Annotated in this window: 16 protein-coding genes, 1 rRNA gene, 1 pseudogene and 1 riboswitch; of the genes and pseudogenes, 17 read left to right on the top strand and 1 reads right to left on the bottom strand. The window is 38.3% G+C overall.

The features are described 5' to 3' along the window. From rrf to purD, 16 genes and pseudogenes are all read left to right on the top strand, one after another. Window positions 1-86: ribosomal RNA gene (gene rrf, locus BK137_RS19045) — 5S ribosomal RNA — on the top strand; the annotation flags it as partial. Between the two features lie 188 nt (window positions 87-274). Beyond that, window positions 275-622 (top strand): annotated as a pseudogene (locus BK137_RS19040) (transposase). A gap of 496 nt (window positions 623-1,118) precedes the next feature. Beyond that, the gene (locus BK137_RS19035) at window positions 1,119-2,318 is read left to right on the top strand and encodes an NAD(P)-dependent malic enzyme (protein WP_038178711.1); all 1,200 of its coding nucleotides are present in this window, start codon (window positions 1,119-1,121) and stop codon (window positions 2,316-2,318) included. Window positions 2,319-2,509: 191 nt separating this feature from the next. Further along, the gene (locus tag BK137_RS19030; protein ID WP_038178709.1) at window positions 2,510-2,698 is read left to right on the top strand and encodes an NETI motif-containing protein; all 189 of its coding nucleotides are present in this window, start codon (window positions 2,510-2,512) and stop codon (window positions 2,696-2,698) included. Between the two features lie 96 nt (window positions 2,699-2,794). Beyond that, window positions 2,795-2,893, top strand: a riboswitch (purine riboswitch). A gap of 148 nt (window positions 2,894-3,041) precedes the next feature. Beyond that, complete coding sequence (gene purE, locus BK137_RS19025; protein ID WP_038178707.1) at window positions 3,042-3,530, top strand: 5-(carboxyamino)imidazole ribonucleotide mutase; 489 nt, start codon at window positions 3,042-3,044, stop codon at window positions 3,528-3,530. After that, complete coding sequence (purK, locus tag BK137_RS19020) at window positions 3,527-4,648, top strand: 5-(carboxyamino)imidazole ribonucleotide synthase (RefSeq protein ID WP_038178705.1); 1,122 nt, start codon at window positions 3,527-3,529, stop codon at window positions 4,646-4,648. The genes purE and purK overlap by 4 nt, the downstream gene beginning before the upstream one ends. Before the next feature lie 12 nt (window positions 4,649-4,660). Then, window positions 4,661-5,956: an adenylosuccinate lyase gene (gene purB, locus BK137_RS19015; RefSeq protein WP_038178703.1), complete on the top strand. Its 1,296-nt coding sequence runs from the start codon at window positions 4,661-4,663 to the stop codon at window positions 5,954-5,956. 16 nt (window positions 5,957-5,972) lie between these two features. After that, complete coding sequence (purC, locus tag BK137_RS19010) at window positions 5,973-6,689, top strand: phosphoribosylaminoimidazolesuccinocarboxamide synthase (RefSeq protein ID WP_038178701.1); 717 nt, start codon at window positions 5,973-5,975, stop codon at window positions 6,687-6,689. Beyond that, window positions 6,686-6,934 carry a phosphoribosylformylglycinamidine synthase subunit PurS gene (gene purS / locus BK137_RS19005; protein WP_038178699.1) on the top strand — a complete coding sequence of 83 codons (249 nt, stop codon included), beginning with the start codon at window positions 6,686-6,688 and terminating at the stop codon, window positions 6,932-6,934. The genes purC and purS overlap by 4 nt, the downstream gene beginning before the upstream one ends. Before the next feature lie 2 nt (window positions 6,935-6,936). Continuing rightward, window positions 6,937-7,623, top strand: coding sequence for a phosphoribosylformylglycinamidine synthase subunit PurQ (purQ, locus tag BK137_RS19000; RefSeq protein WP_038178698.1), 687 nt, complete (start codon window positions 6,937-6,939; stop codon window positions 7,621-7,623). Beyond that, the gene (purL, locus tag BK137_RS18995; RefSeq protein ID WP_038178697.1) at window positions 7,607-9,838 is read left to right on the top strand and encodes a phosphoribosylformylglycinamidine synthase subunit PurL; all 2,232 of its coding nucleotides are present in this window, start codon (window positions 7,607-7,609) and stop codon (window positions 9,836-9,838) included. Before purQ ends, purL begins: the two co-directional genes overlap by 17 nt. Further along, on the top strand, window positions 9,814-11,238 hold the full coding sequence (gene purF / locus BK137_RS18990; RefSeq protein WP_038178696.1) for an amidophosphoribosyltransferase: 1,425 nt from the start codon (window positions 9,814-9,816) through the stop codon (window positions 11,236-11,238). Before purL ends, purF begins: the two co-directional genes overlap by 25 nt. Before the next feature lie 13 nt (window positions 11,239-11,251). Then, window positions 11,252-12,313 carry a phosphoribosylformylglycinamidine cyclo-ligase gene (gene purM, locus BK137_RS18985; RefSeq protein WP_038178695.1) on the top strand — a complete coding sequence of 354 codons (1,062 nt, stop codon included), beginning with the start codon at window positions 11,252-11,254 and terminating at the stop codon, window positions 12,311-12,313. Beyond that, on the top strand, window positions 12,306-12,875 hold the full coding sequence (gene purN, locus BK137_RS18980; protein ID WP_038178694.1) for a phosphoribosylglycinamide formyltransferase: 570 nt from the start codon (window positions 12,306-12,308) through the stop codon (window positions 12,873-12,875). The genes purM and purN overlap by 8 nt, the downstream gene beginning before the upstream one ends. Before the next feature lie 93 nt (window positions 12,876-12,968). Then, on the top strand, window positions 12,969-14,504 hold the full coding sequence (gene purH / locus BK137_RS18975) for a bifunctional phosphoribosylaminoimidazolecarboxamide formyltransferase/IMP cyclohydrolase (protein ID WP_038178693.1): 1,536 nt from the start codon (window positions 12,969-12,971) through the stop codon (window positions 14,502-14,504). 338 nt (window positions 14,505-14,842) lie between these two features. Further along, a complete protein-coding gene (gene purD, locus BK137_RS18970; protein ID WP_038178692.1) occupies window positions 14,843-16,099 on the top strand; it encodes a phosphoribosylamine--glycine ligase in 1,257 nt (418 codons plus the stop codon). Window positions 16,100-16,153: 54 nt separating this feature from the next. On the opposite strand, the gene BK137_RS18965 is transcribed toward purD, so the two are convergent. Then, window positions 16,154-16,618 (bottom strand): YgaP-like transmembrane domain, encoded by a 465-nt coding sequence (locus BK137_RS18965; protein WP_051448536.1) that lies wholly within the window; start codon window positions 16,616-16,618, stop codon window positions 16,154-16,156. A 183-nt stretch (window positions 16,619-16,801) separates the two neighbouring features. Here BK137_RS18965 and BK137_RS18960 point away from each other — a divergent pair, with 183 nt between their 5' ends. Beyond that, entirely contained in the window at window positions 16,802-18,532 is a 1,731-nt protein-coding gene (locus tag BK137_RS18960; protein ID WP_038178691.1) for an adenine deaminase C-terminal domain-containing protein, read from the top strand. The last annotated feature ends 11 nt before the right edge of the window (window positions 18,533-18,543 follow it).

Raw genomic sequence — 18,543 nt, 5'->3', positions numbered from 1 at the left:
GTTCCCATGCCGAACACGGAAGTTAAGCTCTTTAGCGCCGATGGTAGTTGGGGGTTTCCCCCTGTGAGAGTAGGACGTTGCTAGGCATACTAAGGCACAACTGATTTTATCGGTTGTGTCTTTTTTATTTGTCCTTTTAAAACCAAAAGCTATGACTATTTGAAATTCCAAGAGAAAAAACTCCAATTGTTATAATAGTAGAAGGCCATTAAACCATCTTCAGAAACGATTGGAGTTTTTTACAGGTATCGAGCGACAATGGTTTATCATATACATGATGAAAAGTAAGTATCACATCTTGTTCTTACATAAATACATAAGCAAAATAATTTACGGTAAATTAAGAAAAGCTATCGATGTCATTTTAGAATCAAAATTCCACCAAAAATGTCTGTATTGATATTTGAAAGAGGAAAGTTCCTAATCGACATGCTAATCTGAAATATATCCATGAAAACTAAGCATTTTGGACAAACGGATATTATGTTAGTACCGTTGGTTTAAATGAAAAAATAATTACCAAGTATATTAGAAATCAAGAAACTAAAGATCGCTTCCAGATAGTACGAGCAAAGAAGAATACCGCGATTTGTTTAAAAAGATCTTGAGACAAAATGATTGAAGGTCAATTGAGAGGTTGCCTTTAGGTGTTTGTAAGCAAAGAGGGTGAAATAAAAACCACCTGTTCTACAGGTGGTTTTTATTTGTTTATTATGATTTTGCAATTATTATCGAAATATAGTATAAGATAAAGGATTATGCAAATAATAGGGATATATAGTCCAAAAAGAAGATATTAAACTTATATACTTTAGGCAGTTAGATTATAATAATCGACGTTTAAAAATCAAGTAACGACAATTCTTTCGAGAAGTTCACCTTAAATATTTTCAGCGTTAGTATATTAATAAATAATAACTAGGAAAAATATAAAAATAAATTGACTGAATTTTCAGAATGAATTACTATATATTCTTATAACGCTTAAATAGAAATCTATAAATAATCTAAGTTATGCATGAAATTTTTTGTTTTGTGTTAATATAGAAAATGAAAAATATGCTTAGTTATGTATTATATTTTCTATTTTGTGTTAAAAAATGAATCGGGGGAAGAGTATGAGTGAATTAAAAAATAATGCGTTAGCAATGCATAAAAAAAATAGAGGTAAGATTGAAGTGATTTCCAAAGTGGAGATTAATACTATAGATGATTTAAGCTTAGCTTATTCTCCAGGAGTTGCTGCACCTTGCTTGGAGATAGTGAAGGATCCAACTACAGTTTATGAATATACGGCAAAAGGTAATTTAGTGGCTGTAGTGACAGATGGTACGGCTGTTTTAGGGCTAGGTAATATCGGTTCTGAAGCTGCCTTACCTGTTATGGAAGGTAAGGCAGTCCTTTTTAAAAAGATGGCTAACATTGATGCTGTTCCTATCTGCTTAGATACTACAAATGTAGATGAAATAGTGCGAATTGTAAAAGGTATAAGCCCAACATTTGGAGGCATTAATTTAGAAGATATAGCAGCTCCTAGATGTTTTGAAATTGAAGAAAGACTGCGTAAAGAATGTTCTATACCTGTATTTCATGATGATCAGCATGGTACAGCGATTGTAGTTGGTGCTGGTCTAAGTAATGCCTTGAAGGTTATTAATAAGGATAAGAGCACTGTACGTATTGTTATAAACGGTGCTGGAGCTGCAGGTGTAGCTATCTTGAAAATCTTGAAACAAATTGGCTACGAACATATAATAATCTGTGACTCAACAGGTATTATCTATGAAGGTCGCGAAAATGGGATGAATTCGGTAAAACATGACCTTGCTAAAGTGACGAATAGTGAAGGACGAAAAGGATCATTAAGCGAAGCACTTATTGGTGCAGATATTTTTATCGGAGTATCTGTTGCAAACATTTTGGATGAAGAAATGATACAGAGTATGAATCATGACCCTATCATTTTTGCACTTGCTAATCCAAATCCAGAAGTATCTTATGAGAATGCTATGCGATGGGGTGTGCGTATTTTCGCAACAGGTCGTTCGGATTATCCTAATCAGGTAAATAATATGTTAGCATTCCCTGGGATTTTCCGTGGTGCATTGGATGTTCATGCTTCAGAGATTAATGAGGAAATGAAATTAGCGGCTGTTTTTGCAATTGCCTCTTTAATTGATGGAAATGATTTAGCACAAGGTACAATTATTCCAGATGCTTTAGATGAACGTGTTACTCCTATAGTTGCGAAGGCCGTTAGTGAAGCTGCAATCAAGACTAGTGTTGCTAAAAAGCCTGTAGCTATCGAAAATAAATAAAGTAAAGTAAAGTAAAGTAAAGTAAAGTAAAGTAAAAGGGCTGTCCAAAGAGTCGATAAAACGACTTTTGTAGGATATCCCTTTTTCATTGATTTAAAAAGAAAAGATATCATAAATTCTTAAAGATTTACGAGTAAGAAATGAAGAAAGCAAGCTATAATAAGGATAATGTTATTTAAGGAAGTGAAAGTGTGAGTAAAAAGCAAGTATGGTTCGAAGTGGAAGAGAACGAAACGATTGATGCGTGTTTGCAACGTATGAAAGAGGCTGGATATATGCCGATTGCACGAAAAGAGGAACCTCTTTTTGAAATGAAAGACGGAAATCCTGTTCCAGTTCGTCAAATAATACGGTTTAAAGGTATGTTATGTGAAGAATAACTAGAAAATGAATCTAAATACGAACATTATCTATTTACTAAAATTTATTGTTCGTATTTTTGCATTGACTTGTACTCGTTCAATTGTTAAAATGTGAGAAGGAAAACATCGAATCCCCATATATGCTAAGGAATTGGCCTTAGTGTCTCTACCCGACACCGTAAATGTCGGACTATGCGGGAAAGCAACTTTTGGAATGAGAGTGAAAGGTGTGACACAATTGCGTACAGCTAATGTTTCTAAGCCAAACTCTTTTGTTATGTCCTCAAGTAAATTGCTTTCACGCATGGCTGTGTGAAGTATTTTATTTGGGGACTTTTATTTGTTTAAAGGAGCGGAATGTATGAGTTCAAAAATTGGCGTGATCATGGGAAGTTCAAGTGATTGGGAAACAATGAAACATGCGTGTGATGTATTAGATGAATTGCAGATTCCATATGAAAAAAAAGTGGTTTCGGCACATAGAACACCAGATTTGATGTTTGAATATGCACAGGAAGCTCGTACAAGAGGCCTTCATGTCATTATTGCTGGAGCAGGTGGTGCAGCGCATTTACCAGGTATGGTAGCTGCAAAAACAACTCTACCGGTTATTGGTGTACCTGTTCAATCAAAAGCATTAAATGGGCTAGATTCTTTATTATCTATCGTGCAAATGCCTGGTGGTGTTCCTGTAGCGACTGTTGCTATCGGCAAAGCTGGTGCGACAAACGCAGGATTACTAGCAGCACAAATTTTATCTACAACAGATTCTGAAATCACAGAAAAAATAGAAGCACGACGCCAAGCTATGAAAATGAAAGCTCTAGAAAGTTCAGGTGAGTTAGAGTGACGAAAATTTATCCTGGTCAAACTATTGGAATAATCGGTGGCGGTCAACTTGGTCGTATGATGGCAATGGCAGCAAAGGAAGCTGGTTTTAAAATTGCTGTTCTTGAGCCAACAATGGATTCACCATGTGGTCAAGTTGCAGATATTCGTATCGTTGCTCCGTATAACGACGAAGCTGCATTAGAAGAGCTTGCAGAAGTAAGTGACGTTATTACATTCGAATTTGAAAACATCGATTATGCTGGTTTGAAAAGATTATCTGAGATTGCCTATGTACCTCAAGGTGCTGAACTTGTACGTATTACGCAGAACCGAATTCTTGAAAAATCTGCGATTAATGAGGCTGGTTGTCCAGTTGCAACATACATAAATGCTGATAGCTTCGAGGAACTTCAGAGTAAAATCGAAATTGTTGGTTACCCTTGCGTCGTGAAAACTGCAAGAGGTGGTTATGATGGGAAAGGCCAACAGACGTTACGATCAGAAAAGGATATGTCTTTAGCGAAATCTTTATTTGAACATTCTGCTTGTGTAGCTGAAGCATTCGTACCATTCGAGAAAGAAATTTCTGTCATTGTACAACGTAATGTTCAGGGAGAAACGTATTGTCTTCCTATTGGAGAAAATATTCATGTGAATCATATTTTACACGAAACGATTGTACCCGCACGTATTACAGAAGAAACTGCTAAACGAGCTACTGAAGAAGCGAAAAAAATTGCGAATCATCTTAAATTAGTGGGTACACTAGCTGTAGAACTATTTGTTTTAGAGAATGGACAAGTTATTATTAATGAGTTAGCACCACGTCCACACAACTCAGGACACTATTCGATTGAGGCCTGCAACATTTCACAATTCCATCAGCATATTCGTGCTGTATGTGGTTGGCCATTACGTGAACCACAATTATGGGCGCCTTCGATTATGGTTAATGTCCTTGGACAACATGTCGTACCACTGAGTAACTCTATTTCAAAATACTCTGACTGGTCTATTCATTTATATGGTAAACAAGAAGCAAAACATAATCGTAAAATGGGCCACGTTACGATTATGACAAACGACATTCAAAAAACGTTAACAGAAATTAATGATTCCCACATTTGGTCGGAATAGAAGGAGAACAATATGATAACACGCTATACTCGTCCTGAAATGGGCGCAATTTGGACAGAAGAAAACAGATATCAAGCTTGGTTGGAGGTTGAAATCTTATCATGTGAGGCTTGGGCAGAACTTGGTGATATCCCTAAAGAGGATGTTGTGAAAATCCGTGAGGGTGCAAGTTTTGATATCGACCGTATTTTAGAAATTGAAAAAGATACTCGACATGATGTAGTTGCATTTACTCGTGCTGTTTCTGAAACTCTAGGGGAAGAACGTAAATGGGTACATTACGGTTTAACTTCTACGGATGTTGTAGATACTGCTCTTTCTTATTTAATTAAACAAGCTAACGAAATTTTACGTAAAGATATTAAAAACTTTATCGAAATTTTAGAGAATAAAGCGAAAGAACATAAATACACAGTTATGATGGGCCGTACACACGGTGTTCATGCTGAACCAACTACATTTGGTTTAAAACTCGCATTATGGTTAGAAGAAATGAAACGAAATTTAGAACGCTTCGAAGCATCTGCTCAAGTAATAGAAACAGGTAAAATTTCTGGAGCAGTTGGTACTTATGCTAATATTGATCCATTTGTTGAAAAATACGTTTGCGAAAAATTGGGCCTTCAAGCAGCTCCTATCTCTACACAAACGTTACAACGTGACCGTCACGCACAATACATGGCAACGTTAGCTTTAATCGGATCTTCAATTGAGAAATTCGCAACTGAAATTCGCGGTTTACAAAAATCAGAAACACGTGAAGTAGAAGAGTTCTTCGCAAAAGGTCAAAAAGGCTCTTCTGCAATGCCTCACAAACGTAATCCAATTGGTTCTGAGAATATGGTTGGTATGGCTCGTTTACTTCGCGGCTATATGATGACAGCTTATGAAAACGTGTCATTATGGCATGAACGTGATATCTCACATTCATCAGCAGAGCGTGTAATCTTACCGGACGGTACAATTGCTCTAAATTACATGTTAAATCGTTTCGCAAACATTGTGAAAAACTTAACAGTATTCCCTGACAATATGAAACTCAATATGGGTCGCACATTTGGCCTTATCTATTCACAACGTGTATTACTTGCTTTGATCGACAAAGGCCTTGCACGTGAAGAAGCGTACGATACAGTACAGCCCCTAACTGCTAAAGCTTGGGACGAACAAGTGCAGTTCCGTGGACTAGTTGATGCTAGTGAGAAAATCACTGCTCATTTATCAAAAGAAGAGTTAGATGATTGCTTTGATTACAATCATCATCTACAACATGTAGATACAATTTTTGAACGTCTAGGATTAAACTAAACCGGGGGAATTAACAGTGGAAAAAGGTCAACTTTTGTATGAAGGAAAAGCTAAAAGATTGTACTCAACAGCAGAAGAAAATATTCTGTTTGTTGAGTACAAAGATAGTGCTACAGCATTCAATGGTGAGAAAAAAGAGGAAATCGCAGGTAAGGGAATTTTAAATAATAAAATTACAACTTTAATTTTCGATAAATTAAAGTCAGCGGGAATCGAATCTCACTTTGTTGAACAAATTTCAGAAAACGAACAGCTTGTAAAAAAAGTAGACATTATTCCAATTGAATTGGTTGTCCGCAATATTGCAGCAGGTAGCCTTGCAAAACGACTTGGATACGAAGAGGGTACAACTCTTCGTCGTCCAATCGTTGAATTTTATTACAAAAACGATGATCTTGGAGATCCACTCATCACAACAGAGCATATTGAAATATTGAATATTGCTACACCAGAAGAAGTACAAGCTCTTTACGACAATGGCTTAAAGGTGAATGAAGTTCTCCGTCCATTATTCCAAGAAATCGGCGTAACTCTAGTAGACTTCAAACTAGAGTTTGGTCGTGACGCTAATGGGCAAGTGCTATTAGCAGATGAAGTTTCACCAGATACTTGCCGTCTTTGGGACATAGAAACAAATCAAAAACTTGATAAAGACGTTTTTCGTCGTGATCTTGGTAATTTAACAGATGTTTATAAAATCATATTAGCTCGCCTAGGAGGACTATCAAAATGAAAAAGGTAAAAGTTTATGTAACATTACGTGAAAGTGTATTAGACCCACAAGGTTCTGCAGTGAAAGGTTCATTACACACAATGGGCTACAAAGAAGTTGCAGACGTTCGTATTGGTAAGTATTTAGAATTACAAATCGAACCATCTGATCGTGATTTAAATGTAGTGGTAAAAGAAATGTGCGAAAAACTACTTACAAATACTGTTATAGAAGACTACCGTTTTGAAGTCGAGGAGGCTAACTAACTATGAAGTTCGCAGTACTCGTTTTCCCAGGATCGAACTGTGATTTAGATATGTATCACGCAATTAAGGACGAGCTTGGTGAAGAAGCAGAATATGTATGGCACGATACAAAAGATTTAAGTAGCTATGACGGTATCTTATTACCAGGTGGATTCTCTTACGGAGATTACCTGCGTTGTGGTGCAATCGCTCGCTCTTCAAATGTTATGACTGAAGTAGTAAAAGTTGCTGAGGCAGGTAAGCCAATTCTTGGCGTTTGTAATGGATTCCAAATTTTAACGGAGGCAGGCTTACTTCCGGGTGCCCTTCTACGCAATAAAAACTTGAAATTCATGTGTCGTACAGTTGACTTAAAAGTAGTTAACAATAATACACAATTTACAAATCAATATGCAAAAGATGAAATTATTAAAGTACCTATCGCCCATGGTGAAGGAAATTATTACTGTGATGAAGATACTTTGCAATCATTAAAGGACAATAACCAAATTGTTTTCACTTATTCTAGCGAAAATCCAAATGGTAGTTTAGAAGATATTGCAGGAATCGTCAATGAACGCGGTAATGTACTTGGTATGATGCCTCACCCAGAGCGCGCAGTAAATGAATTAATCGGTGGCGCAGATGGACTTGCAGTATTTAAATCAATCGTCAAACAGTGGAGGGAAACACATGTCAATCAAGCTTGAACCAACACAAGAGCAAATTAAAGAGCAAAAACTCTATGCACAAATGGGCTTGTCCGATGAAGAATTTGCGCTAGTTGAAAGTATTCTAGGACGTCTACCGAACTGGACTGAAACAGGTTTGTTCTCAGTAATGTGGTCAGAGCACTGCTCATATAAAAACTCTAAACCGGTGCTACGTAAATTCCCAACTACAGGACCTCGAGTATTACAAGGCCCTGGTGAAGGTGCAGGAATCGTCGATATCGGCGATGACCAAGCCGTTGTGTTCAAAATGGAATCACATAATCACCCGTCTGCAATTGAACCTTACCAAGGTGCAGCGACAGGTGTAGGCGGTATTATCCGTGATGTGTTCTCAATGGGTGCACGCCCGATTGCTATGTTAAACTCTCTACGCTTTGGTGAGTTGAAAACTCCACGCGTAAAATATTTATTTGAAGAAGTGGTAGCAGGAATTGCAGGCTACGGTAACTGTATCGGTATTCCAACAGTTGGTGGCGAAATTCAATTTGATGATTGTTACGAAGGCAATCCACTAGTAAATGCAATGTGTGTCGGTTTAATCGATCATAAAGACATTCAAAAAGGTATTGCTTCAGGTGTGGGTAACCCAGTAATGTATGTTGGTGCTAAAACAGGTCGTGATGGTATTCACGGTGCTACATTTGCTTCTGAGGAATTAAGTGAGTCATCAGAGGAAAAACGCCCAGCTGTACAAGTTGGCGATCCATTCATGGAGAAATTGCTTCTTGAAGCTTGCCTAGAATTAGTGAAATTTGATTCACTAGTTGGAATTCAAGATATGGGTGCTGCAGGCTTAACTTCATCATCTGCCGAAATGGCTTCTAAAGCAGGTTACGGTATTGAGATGAACTTAGATTTAGTACCTCAACGTGAAACAGGTATGACAGCTTATGAAATGATGCTTTCAGAATCTCAAGAGCGTATGTTAATCGTTGTGAAAAAAGGACATGAAGCTGAAATCGTTACTTTATTCGAGAAGTATGGTTTAGATGCTGTAACTATCGGTCATGTAACTGACGATAAAATGCTTCGCCTTATACATAAAGGAGAAGTAGTAGCAAACGTACCTGCAGATGCTCTTGCAGAGGAAGCACCTGTTTATAACAAACCATCAGCAGTACCAGCTTACTACAATGAATTCCAAGCAATGGAAAACGTAGAGCCTACAGTTGCTGACTATAAAGAAACTTTAATCTCACTATTAAAACAATCTACAATTGCTTCTAAAGAGTGGGTTTATGACCAGTATGATTATCAAGTACGTACATCAACAGTTGTAGCACCAGGATCTGATGCAGCAGTAGTACGTGTACGTGGTACGAACAAAGGTCTTGCTATGACAACTGACTGTAACTCTCGTTATATTTACTTAGATCCAGAAGTTGGCGGGAAAATTGCGGTTGCAGAAGCTGCCCGTAATATCGTTTGTTCTGGTGGTAAACCACTTGCAATTACAGACTGCTTGAACTTTGGTAACCCAGAAAAGCCAGAAATCTTCTGGCAAATCGAAAAATCAGCTGATGGTATTTCAGAGGCTTGTTTAGCACTAGAATCACCAGTAATCGGTGGTAATGTTTCTCTTTACAATGAGCGTAGTGGTGTAGCAGTTTATCCAACACCAACAATTGGTATGGTTGGTTTAGTAGAAGACTTAGCTCATGTTACAACACAACAAGTTAAAGAAGCTGGAGACTATATTTACTTAATCGGCGATACAAAAACTGAATTTGGTGGATCTGAACTTCAAAAAATGCAAAATGATGGACGTATTTTCGGTCTAGCACCAGAAATCGATTTAACTGTAGAAGCAACACGTCAAGATGCGTTATTAAATGCTATTCAACAAGGTTTAGTAGCATCTGCACATGATGTTGCTGAAGGTGGAGTAGCTGTTGCATTAGCAGAAAAAACATTCGGTACAAAATTCGGAGCAGAAATCATCTTAGAAGGTTCGGCAGTGACTGCTTTATTTAGTGAATCGCAATCACGTTTCTTAGTATCAGTTAAAGCTGAAAATGCACAAGCATTTGAAGTAGCTGTTAAAGATGCTCATAAAATTGGTGTTGTTTCAGCAGATGCCACATTGAGTGTTCGCGGTGAAGACGGTTCTACATTAATCGAAGGTCCAGTAGCAGAATTCCAAGATGCTTGGAAAGGGGCAATACCATGTTTGGTGAACTCAGAGGCTTAAATGAAGAATGTGGCGTGTTTGGGATTTGGGGTAATGAAAACCCAGCGCAGCTTAGTTATTACGGTTTACATGCATTACAACATCGTGGTCAAGAAGGTGCAGGGATTGTTGTCAAAGATGGCAAGCAATTTCGCGCTGTAAAAGGTGAAGGCCTTGTAAATGATGTATTTAGTGAAGGTAAATTAGAAGGCTTAAAAGGACAAGCAGCAATAGCTCATGCACGTTATACGACAGCAGGAGGCGGCGGAATTGAAAATGTTCAGCCGCTGCTGTTCCGCTCATCAACAGGCAGTTTATCAATCGCGCATAATGGTAATTTAGTTAATGCAAATCACTTAAAGCAACATTTAGAACGTCAAGGTAGTATTTTTAACTCAACTTCTGATACAGAAGTACTTGCTCATTTAATTAAAAAAAGTACGTATCCGACATTTCTTTCAAAAGTGAAAAATGCGCTTACTTTGTTAAAAGGTGCATTTTCAATCTTAATGTTATCTGAAGAAGGTTTAATCGTGGCTCGAGACCAGAACGGTTTACGTCCCTTAGCACTTGGTAAATTAGGTGACAGTTGGGTTGTTGCTTCTGAAACTTGTGCGTTCGATTTAATTGGCGCAGAATTCGTTCGTTCAGTCGAACCAGGAGAATTAATTGTTATTAATGATAGTGGTGTGAAAAGCGACCGTTTTGTAGAACCAGCTAAACGTGCAATGTGTGCAATGGAATATGTATATTTAGCAAGACCAGATTCAGAAATTGGTGGCATAAACGTGCATATGGCACGTAAACGTATGGGTAAAACACTTGCTAAAGAATGTGCTCATATTGAGGCAGATGTTGTAACAGGTGTTCCAGATTCAAGTATTTCCGCCGCGATTGGTTTTGCAGAAGAAAGTGGGATTCCTTACGAATTAGGCCTTATTAAAAACCGTTATGTTGGTCGTACTTTCATCCAACCGACACAAGAGTTACGTGAACGTGGTGTGAAAATGAAATTATCTCCAGTACGTCAAGTAGTTCAAGGAAAACGTGTTGTAATGGTAGATGATTCAATTGTTCGTGGTACAACCTCAAGACGTATAGTGAAAATGTTGAAGGAAGCTGGAGCAGCAGAAGTACATGTTGTCATCAGTTCTCCGCCAATGACAGATCCATGCTACTACGGTATTGATACATCTTCATCAGAAGAACTTATAGCTTCTAGTCATAGTGTTGAAGAAATTCGTGATGCAATTGGTGCTGATACGGTAACATTTTTATCTGTTGAAGGCATGGTAGAATCTATTGCTCGTCAACACGAAGGTCCGGAACGTGGTCTATGCTTAGCATGTTTTACCGGAAAATATCCAACTGAGATTTTCCCGGATACTATCTTGCCACATGAAAAAGAACTTATACGTTAAGGAGACGATCTACATGTCAAAAGCATATGAACAAGCAGGCGTTAATATTGAAGCAGGCTATGAAGCAGTCCAAAGAATGAAATCACATGTTGAACGTACAGCAAGAAAAGGCATCATGGGTTCATTTGGTGGCTTTGGCGGCATGTTCGATTTATCTGAATTAAACTTGAAGGAACCAGTTCTTATTTCTGGTACTGATGGTGTTGGGACAAAATTAAAACTAGCGTTTATGACTGATAAACACGATACAATCGGAGTAGACTGCGTAGCAATGTGTGTAAACGATATCGTTGCACAAGGTGCAGAGCCATTATACTTTTTAGATTACGTAGCAGTTGGTAAAGCTGAGCCTGCTAAAATCGAGCAAATTGTTAAAGGTGTTGCTGATGGTTGTGTCCAAGCTGGTGCTGCGTTAATCGGTGGCGAAACAGCTGAAATGCCTGGTCTGTATGAAGAGGACGAATATGATTTAGCGGGCTTTGCGGTTGGTGCTGCTGAAAAAGCAAACATCGTAACAGGCGAGAAAATTTCAGAAGGTGACGTACTTGTAGGCCTAGCTTCTAGTGGTATTCACTCAAATGGTTATTCACTTGTCCGTAAAGTCGTTTTTGCTGATAATGGCTTTACACCTGAAACAATTGTTGAAGGCTATGAGAACCTTGGCCCGATTGGTGAAGCTTTATTAGTACCAACAAAAATTTATGCAAAACCTGTTTTAGCAATGCTAAAAGAGTGTGAAGTGCATGGTATGGCACACGTTACAGGTGGTGGTTTCTACGAAAACCTACCTCGTATGATGCCGGAAGGACTAGCAACAGAAATTGATTTAGGCACTTGGCCAGTATTACCTGTCTTTGGATTCTTAAAAGAGAAAGGTAATCTACAAGAGCGTGATTTATATAATGTTTTCAATATGGGGATTGGATACGTACTTTCAGTACCAGCTTCTGAAGCAGCTCGAATTATAGAAATTGCTGAACAGCATGGTGAAAAAGCGTATGAAATTGGTCGCGTTGTGAAAGGTGAAGGGGTTCTTTTCAAAGGTAATCATGATGGGAGCCTAACTCATGAGTAATATCGTTTCCATCGCAGTTTTCGCATCAGGTAGCGGTTCTAACTTTCAAGCTATTCAAGAAGCAATTGAACGTGGTGAACTAAATGCGAAAATTGAGCTCGTTGTCACTGATAAGCCCGGTGCTTACGTTGTAGAACGTGCTAAAGCAAAGAGTATCCCTGTATTAGCTCTAAGTCCTAAGGATTTTGGTTCTAAGGAAGCTTATGAACAAGCTATTTTAGCTAAGCTACAAGAGTGTGAAGTGAAATGGATCGTTCTTGCGGGATATATGCGTTTAATCGGTGAAACATTATTAAATTCCTATACTTCTAAAATTGTTAATATTCACCCATCTCTATTACCTTCGTTTCCAGGGAAAGATGCCATTGGACAAGCAATGGAACATCGTGTGAAAGTAACGGGTGTAACAGTTCATTTTGTAGATGCGGGAATGGATACAGGTCCAATTATTGCGCAACGTGCTGTAGCAGTCACTGACGGTGATCGCGAGGCAACAGAACAAGCAATTCATGCAATTGAGCATGACCTTTATAAAGAAGCATTACAGGCAACTTTAAAATAAATAATTAATTGGAGCCAGAGCTTCGTGCTTTGGTTCTGATCATGTACTACATAAGAATTACAACTTGCTTTCAAATCTAAGGAGGAAATAATCGTGACGAAACGTGCGTTAATCAGTGTCTCTGATAAATCAGGTGTTTTAGAATTTGCTAAGGAATTAGAGGCATTAGGCTATGAAATTTTATCAACAGGCGGTACAAAAAAACATTTACAAGAAAATGGTGTAGCAGTAACTGCTGTTGACCAAGTAACAAACTTCCCAGAAATTTTAGGTGGACGTGTTAAAACATTGAACCCGCTTATTCATGGTGGATTACTTGCAAAACATGATGATCCTGAACACCAAGCGCAAATGGCCGAACATGGTATTCAACCGATCGAAATCGTTTGTGTAAATCTATATCCATTCGTTGAAACAATTTCAAAGCCTAATGTAACAATCGTTGATGCTATTGAAAATATTGATATTGGTGGTCCAACAATGCTTCGTTCAGCCGCTAAAAATCAAAAATATGTAACAGTTATCGTCGATTCAAATGATTATGCAATTGTATTAGCAGAGCTAAAAGCAGAAGGTCAAACAACACTTGAAACACGTCGTCGTTTAGGTGCAAAAGTATTCCGTCATACAGCGGCTTACGATTCTTATATTTCTAACTACTTGACAGAATACACTGGTGAAGAGTTCCCAGAACAAATGACTTTAACATACGAATTAAAACAACCACTTCGTTACGGTGAAAATCCACATCAAAAAGCAGCTTTCTATCAAAAGCACTTAGGCTCAGATTTCTCAATCGCATCAGCTGAACAATTACACGGTAAAGAACTTTCTTATAATAATATTCAAGATGCAAATGCTGCACTTCAAATTATCAAAGAATTTGACGCACCAGCTGCAGTAGCAGTAAAGCATATGAATCCTTGTGGCGTTGGTACAGCTGAAACAATATCTGAAGCATTCGCTAAAGCATATGAAGCAGATTCAACTTCAATCTTCGGCGGTATCATTGCGTTGAACCGTGAAGTAGATTTAGCAACAGCAGAACAACTTGCTGGAATCTTCCTAGAAATTATCATCGCTCCTGCATTCACTGCTGAAGCACTTGAAAAATTATCTGCGAAGAAAAATATTCGCTTACTAACAATTTCATTTGCACAAGAAAAACGTGATGCATTCAACATAGTATCTGTTGAGGGTGGCTTACTTGTTCAAGAGCCAGATCGTTTCGGCTTAAAAGACGGAGAAGTAAAAGTAGTAACAGACCGCGAACCAACTGAAGAAGAATGGGCAGCAATGAAACTTGGCTGGTCAGTAGTAAAACACGTTAAATCGAATGCCATCGTTGTTACAGATGACAAAATGACATTAGGTGTTGGTGCTGGTCAAATGAACCGTGTAGGCTCAGCAAAAATTGCATTAGAGCAAGCTGGTGAAAAAGCAAAAGGTGCAGCACTTGCATCAGATGCATTCTTCCCAATGAATGATACTGTAGAAACTGCTGCTAAAGCAGGCATCACAGCAATCATCCAAACAGGCGGCTCAATCAAAGACCAAGACTCAATCGACAAAGCAAACGAATACGGCATCACAATGGTATTCACAGGAGTAAGACACTTTAAACACTAAGTGTGGAAGGCGCTCGCTCATCGGCGACAAGCACTGGAAGGCTCGAATCAAAGGCGCATTTGCCTTTGACCGAGAGACTGAAGTGACCTCGAGCCGATAGCGCCTGGAACCGGATATGCTAGATAATGAAGGCAACCTAAAAGCGCGACGTCGTGTCGCAACGGTTGCATGACAGCATCCTGCTTGCCCAAGGCGCTCGTCCAGCTGCGAGGTCGTTGGAGGGTGGAAGCCAAAGTCGCTCTTAGACTTTGAGCGCCTGAAGCTGGATATGCTAAATAAGGAACACACCGATTAAACATCGGCGTGTTCCATTAATTTATAAGTAGGAGGAAACCTCAATGAAAGTACTAGTTATTGGTAGTGGCGGTCGCGAGCATGCAATTGCTAAACAATTTGCAAATGCAGCATCCGTTAAGAAAGTATTTGTAGCTCCAGGTAACGATGGTATGAAAAATGATGCAGAGTGTGTTGCAATTGACGTTTTCAACTTTGCGGAACTTATAGCATTTGCTAAAGAGCAGTCAATCGACTTAACATTTGTCGGACCTGAACAGCCTTTAGTAGCTGGTATCGTGGATGCTTTTCAAGAGGAAGGTTTGCGCATTTTTGGCCCAACTAAGGAAGCAGCTAAAATAGAAGGTAGTAAATCATTTGCAAAAGAACTAATGCAAAAATATAATATCCCAACAGCCGCTTCTGCAACATTTACTGAAGCAGAAGCGGCAATTGCATACGTGCAAAAAATGGGAGCACCAATTGTTGTAAAAGCAGATGGTCTAGCTGCCGGAAAAGGTGTAATCGTTGCATTAACTGAGGAGGAAGCGATTGAAGGTATCAAAGACATGATTGGTAATCAACGCTTTGGCGATTCTTCTTCTCGCGTAGTGATTGAAGATTTCCTTGATGGGGAAGAGTTCTCTTACATGTCATTTGTACATAATGGTCAAATTTATCCAATGGTTATTGCACAAGATCATAAACGTGCATATGACGGTGATAAAGGTCCAAATACAGGTGGAATGGGTGCTTACTCTCCAGTACCTCAAATTTCTGATGCGGTTGTTAAACGTGCATATGATGAAGTAGTCGTACCAACCGTTCAAGCGATGACAACTGAAGGTGCACCATTCACAGGGATTTTATATGCAGGACTTATTTTAACTGCTGAAGGTCCAAAGGTAATTGAATTTAATGCACGCTTTGGTGATCCTGAGACACAAGTTGTATTACCACGTATGGCTTCTGACTTTGGAGAATTCATGATGGCGTTAATGAATGAAGAACCTTATAAATTGGAATGGTCGAACGATGCAATGCTAGGTGTAGTAATTGCATCTGAAGGATATCCAGGCGATGTAAAAAAAGGTGCGAAATTACCGTCACTTGAAAAATTATCGGCAAACTTTGATGTATTTCATGCCGGAACAAAGTTAGTAGGAGAAGACTTTGTAGGTAATGGTGGACGTGTACTACTAGTTACTACAAAGGCTACATCTTTAAAAGACGCACAACAAAAAGTATACGAAGGTTTATCTAAAGAATCGTGGACAGGCTTTTTCCACCGTTCAGATATAGGTTGGCGTACAATGAAGTAAAACGAAAAGCTGCCCGATTGTAAGGTCGGACAGCTTTTTGTCTAGTATGGGGAATTATGAATTAGTTGAGTTAGATTGACTGTTATTATTGTTCTTTTTTTGATCATTAGACTGATTTTTTGAGTTGCTGTTTTGAGAGTTATTCTTTTCATTATTATTATTGGAGTTACTATTCGAATTACTATTGGAATTAGTATTCGTATCAGCATTCGAATTTCCACCAGCAAAATCTTTCATCAATTGATCAATATTCGGAATAATACTCGCAGCTTGGCCACCAAAAGCACTTGTCATAGAACTATCCACCACGGATTTCATAGTGGAGTTCATCATTGCTTTTGTTGGGCAATACTTTAAAATACCTTCCGCTGTTTTCATAGCACCGATAATAATCATCAATCGACCACCAGTACAATTAGAATCGCGCGAAATTCTACCGATACCAAATGCTGTCATAGTTATACCACATGTTAACCGCATAAAAGCATTCTTCGTACTTAAGTTTTCTGATTGTGTCAATTTAGTCAACCTCCTATACAAATTTTCCCACAAAATACTACTAAAAACTTTGCTTTCCTAAAGTGCTGTGATACGATAATTCAATAATGACAAAACAGTATTAAATCCTATTTTTGACATAAATTAAATAATCACATTAATGAGCATATAAATAATAAAGAAAAGCGAAAGGAGATGGATGTAATGCCAGAGCCTTCATGGAAAATCAGTCAAATCCGTCAACAAATAGCCATCATTGATGGTAAAGAAGCACCTAATTTAGTAATTAAAAACGCGCGTTATTTACATGGCATATATAAACAATGGATCCAGGGGAATATTTGGATTGATAAAGATCGTATTATATACGCAGGGTCTAAAATGCCTCCAAACACAGCGACAACAGAGATTGTTGATGCTGAGGGACAGACGATTGTTCCAGGTTACATTGAACCACATGTTCATCCATTTCAGCTTTATAATCCCCAATCCTTTGCGGATTATGCAGCGCAACGTGGAACGACGACGTTTCTATCCGACAACTTAATGCTATTTTTAGCAATTAAAAACAAGAAAGCGTTTTCAATTTTAGAACAATTAAAGCAGCTACCGTTCTCATTTTACTGGTGGGCGCGATTTGATTCGCAAACGGAGCTTGAAAATGAACATGATTTATTTACGACAAAAGCAATTAATGATTGGCTTGAACGAACAGATGTCATGCTAGGTGGGGAGTTAACAGGCTGGCCAAGATTACTTGCAGGCGATGACCAAATGCTGTATTGGCTAAAACTCGCAAAAGCACATGGCAAAAAAATTGAAGCACATTTACCGGGTGCATCTGAAAGAACATTGGCTCGTATGAAACTATTTGGTGCTGATGGGGACCATGAATCAATGACTTTAAAAGAAGTGGAAAATCGCATTTTACATGGATATGCAGTGACTTTACGTCATTCATCCATCCGTCCAGATTTACCAATACTTTTGAAAGATATTGTTGAGAAGAAATTGAATATTTTTGATCACTTAATGATGACAACAGATGGTGCTACACCTTCATTCCATAGAGATGGTGTGATGGACAAATGCATTCAAGTAGCCCTTGATGCGGGTGTGGCACCGATTGATGCCTATCAAATGGCATCTTACAATGTTGCGCGCTACTATAATATGAGTAATTTACACGGACTTATTGCAACAGGACGGTATGCTACTCTGAACTTTTTAGAAAATGAATTTAATCCAGTACCAGTCAGTGTATTATCAAAAGGTGTTTGGTTAAAACGAGACAATAAAAAGGAATTCACTCTACCAACTATCGATTGGACGGCAATGGGCACTCTCGACTTGAAATTTGACTTATCTGATGATGACTTCCAATTTTCGATGCCATTTGGAATTCAATTGGTAAATGATGTTATTACAAAACCATATAGCGTATCAGTTCATACGAATGAAGGTAAACTTCACACGGACCACGATGAATGCTATTTAATGCTAGTGGATAAAAATGGAAAATGGCGTGTAAATACTTTGATAAAAGGTTTCGCGACACATCTCCAAGGATTTGCATCCTCTTATTCAAGTACTGGCGATATAATTTTAATAGGAAAAGATACAAAAGATATGTTAATAGCCTTTAATGAAATGAAAAAAATGAAGGGCGGTATCGTAATTGTTGAAAATGGACGAGTTTTAGAAAGCTTACCACTTTCAATTGGAGGAGGATTATCCGCTGAGCCTGTTGAAGTATTAATAGAGCAAGAATTAGCTCTAAAGAAGGCATTACAAGAGCGAGGCTATCATCTTGGTGATGCTATTTATACTTTGCTATTTTTACAATCTACACATTTACCTTATATTCGGATTACTCAACGCGGTATTTTCGATGTGATGAAGAAAACCGTTCTATTCCCGTCCGTTATGAGATAGGAGGAAGTCTT

This window comes from Viridibacillus arenosi (assembly GCF_001955655.1).
GTDB classification, from domain to species: domain Bacteria; phylum Bacillota; class Bacilli; order Bacillales_A; family Planococcaceae; genus Viridibacillus; species Viridibacillus arenosi.
Note: the sequence above shows the minus strand (reverse complement) of the source record. Positions and strands in the feature narration are given on the sequence as shown.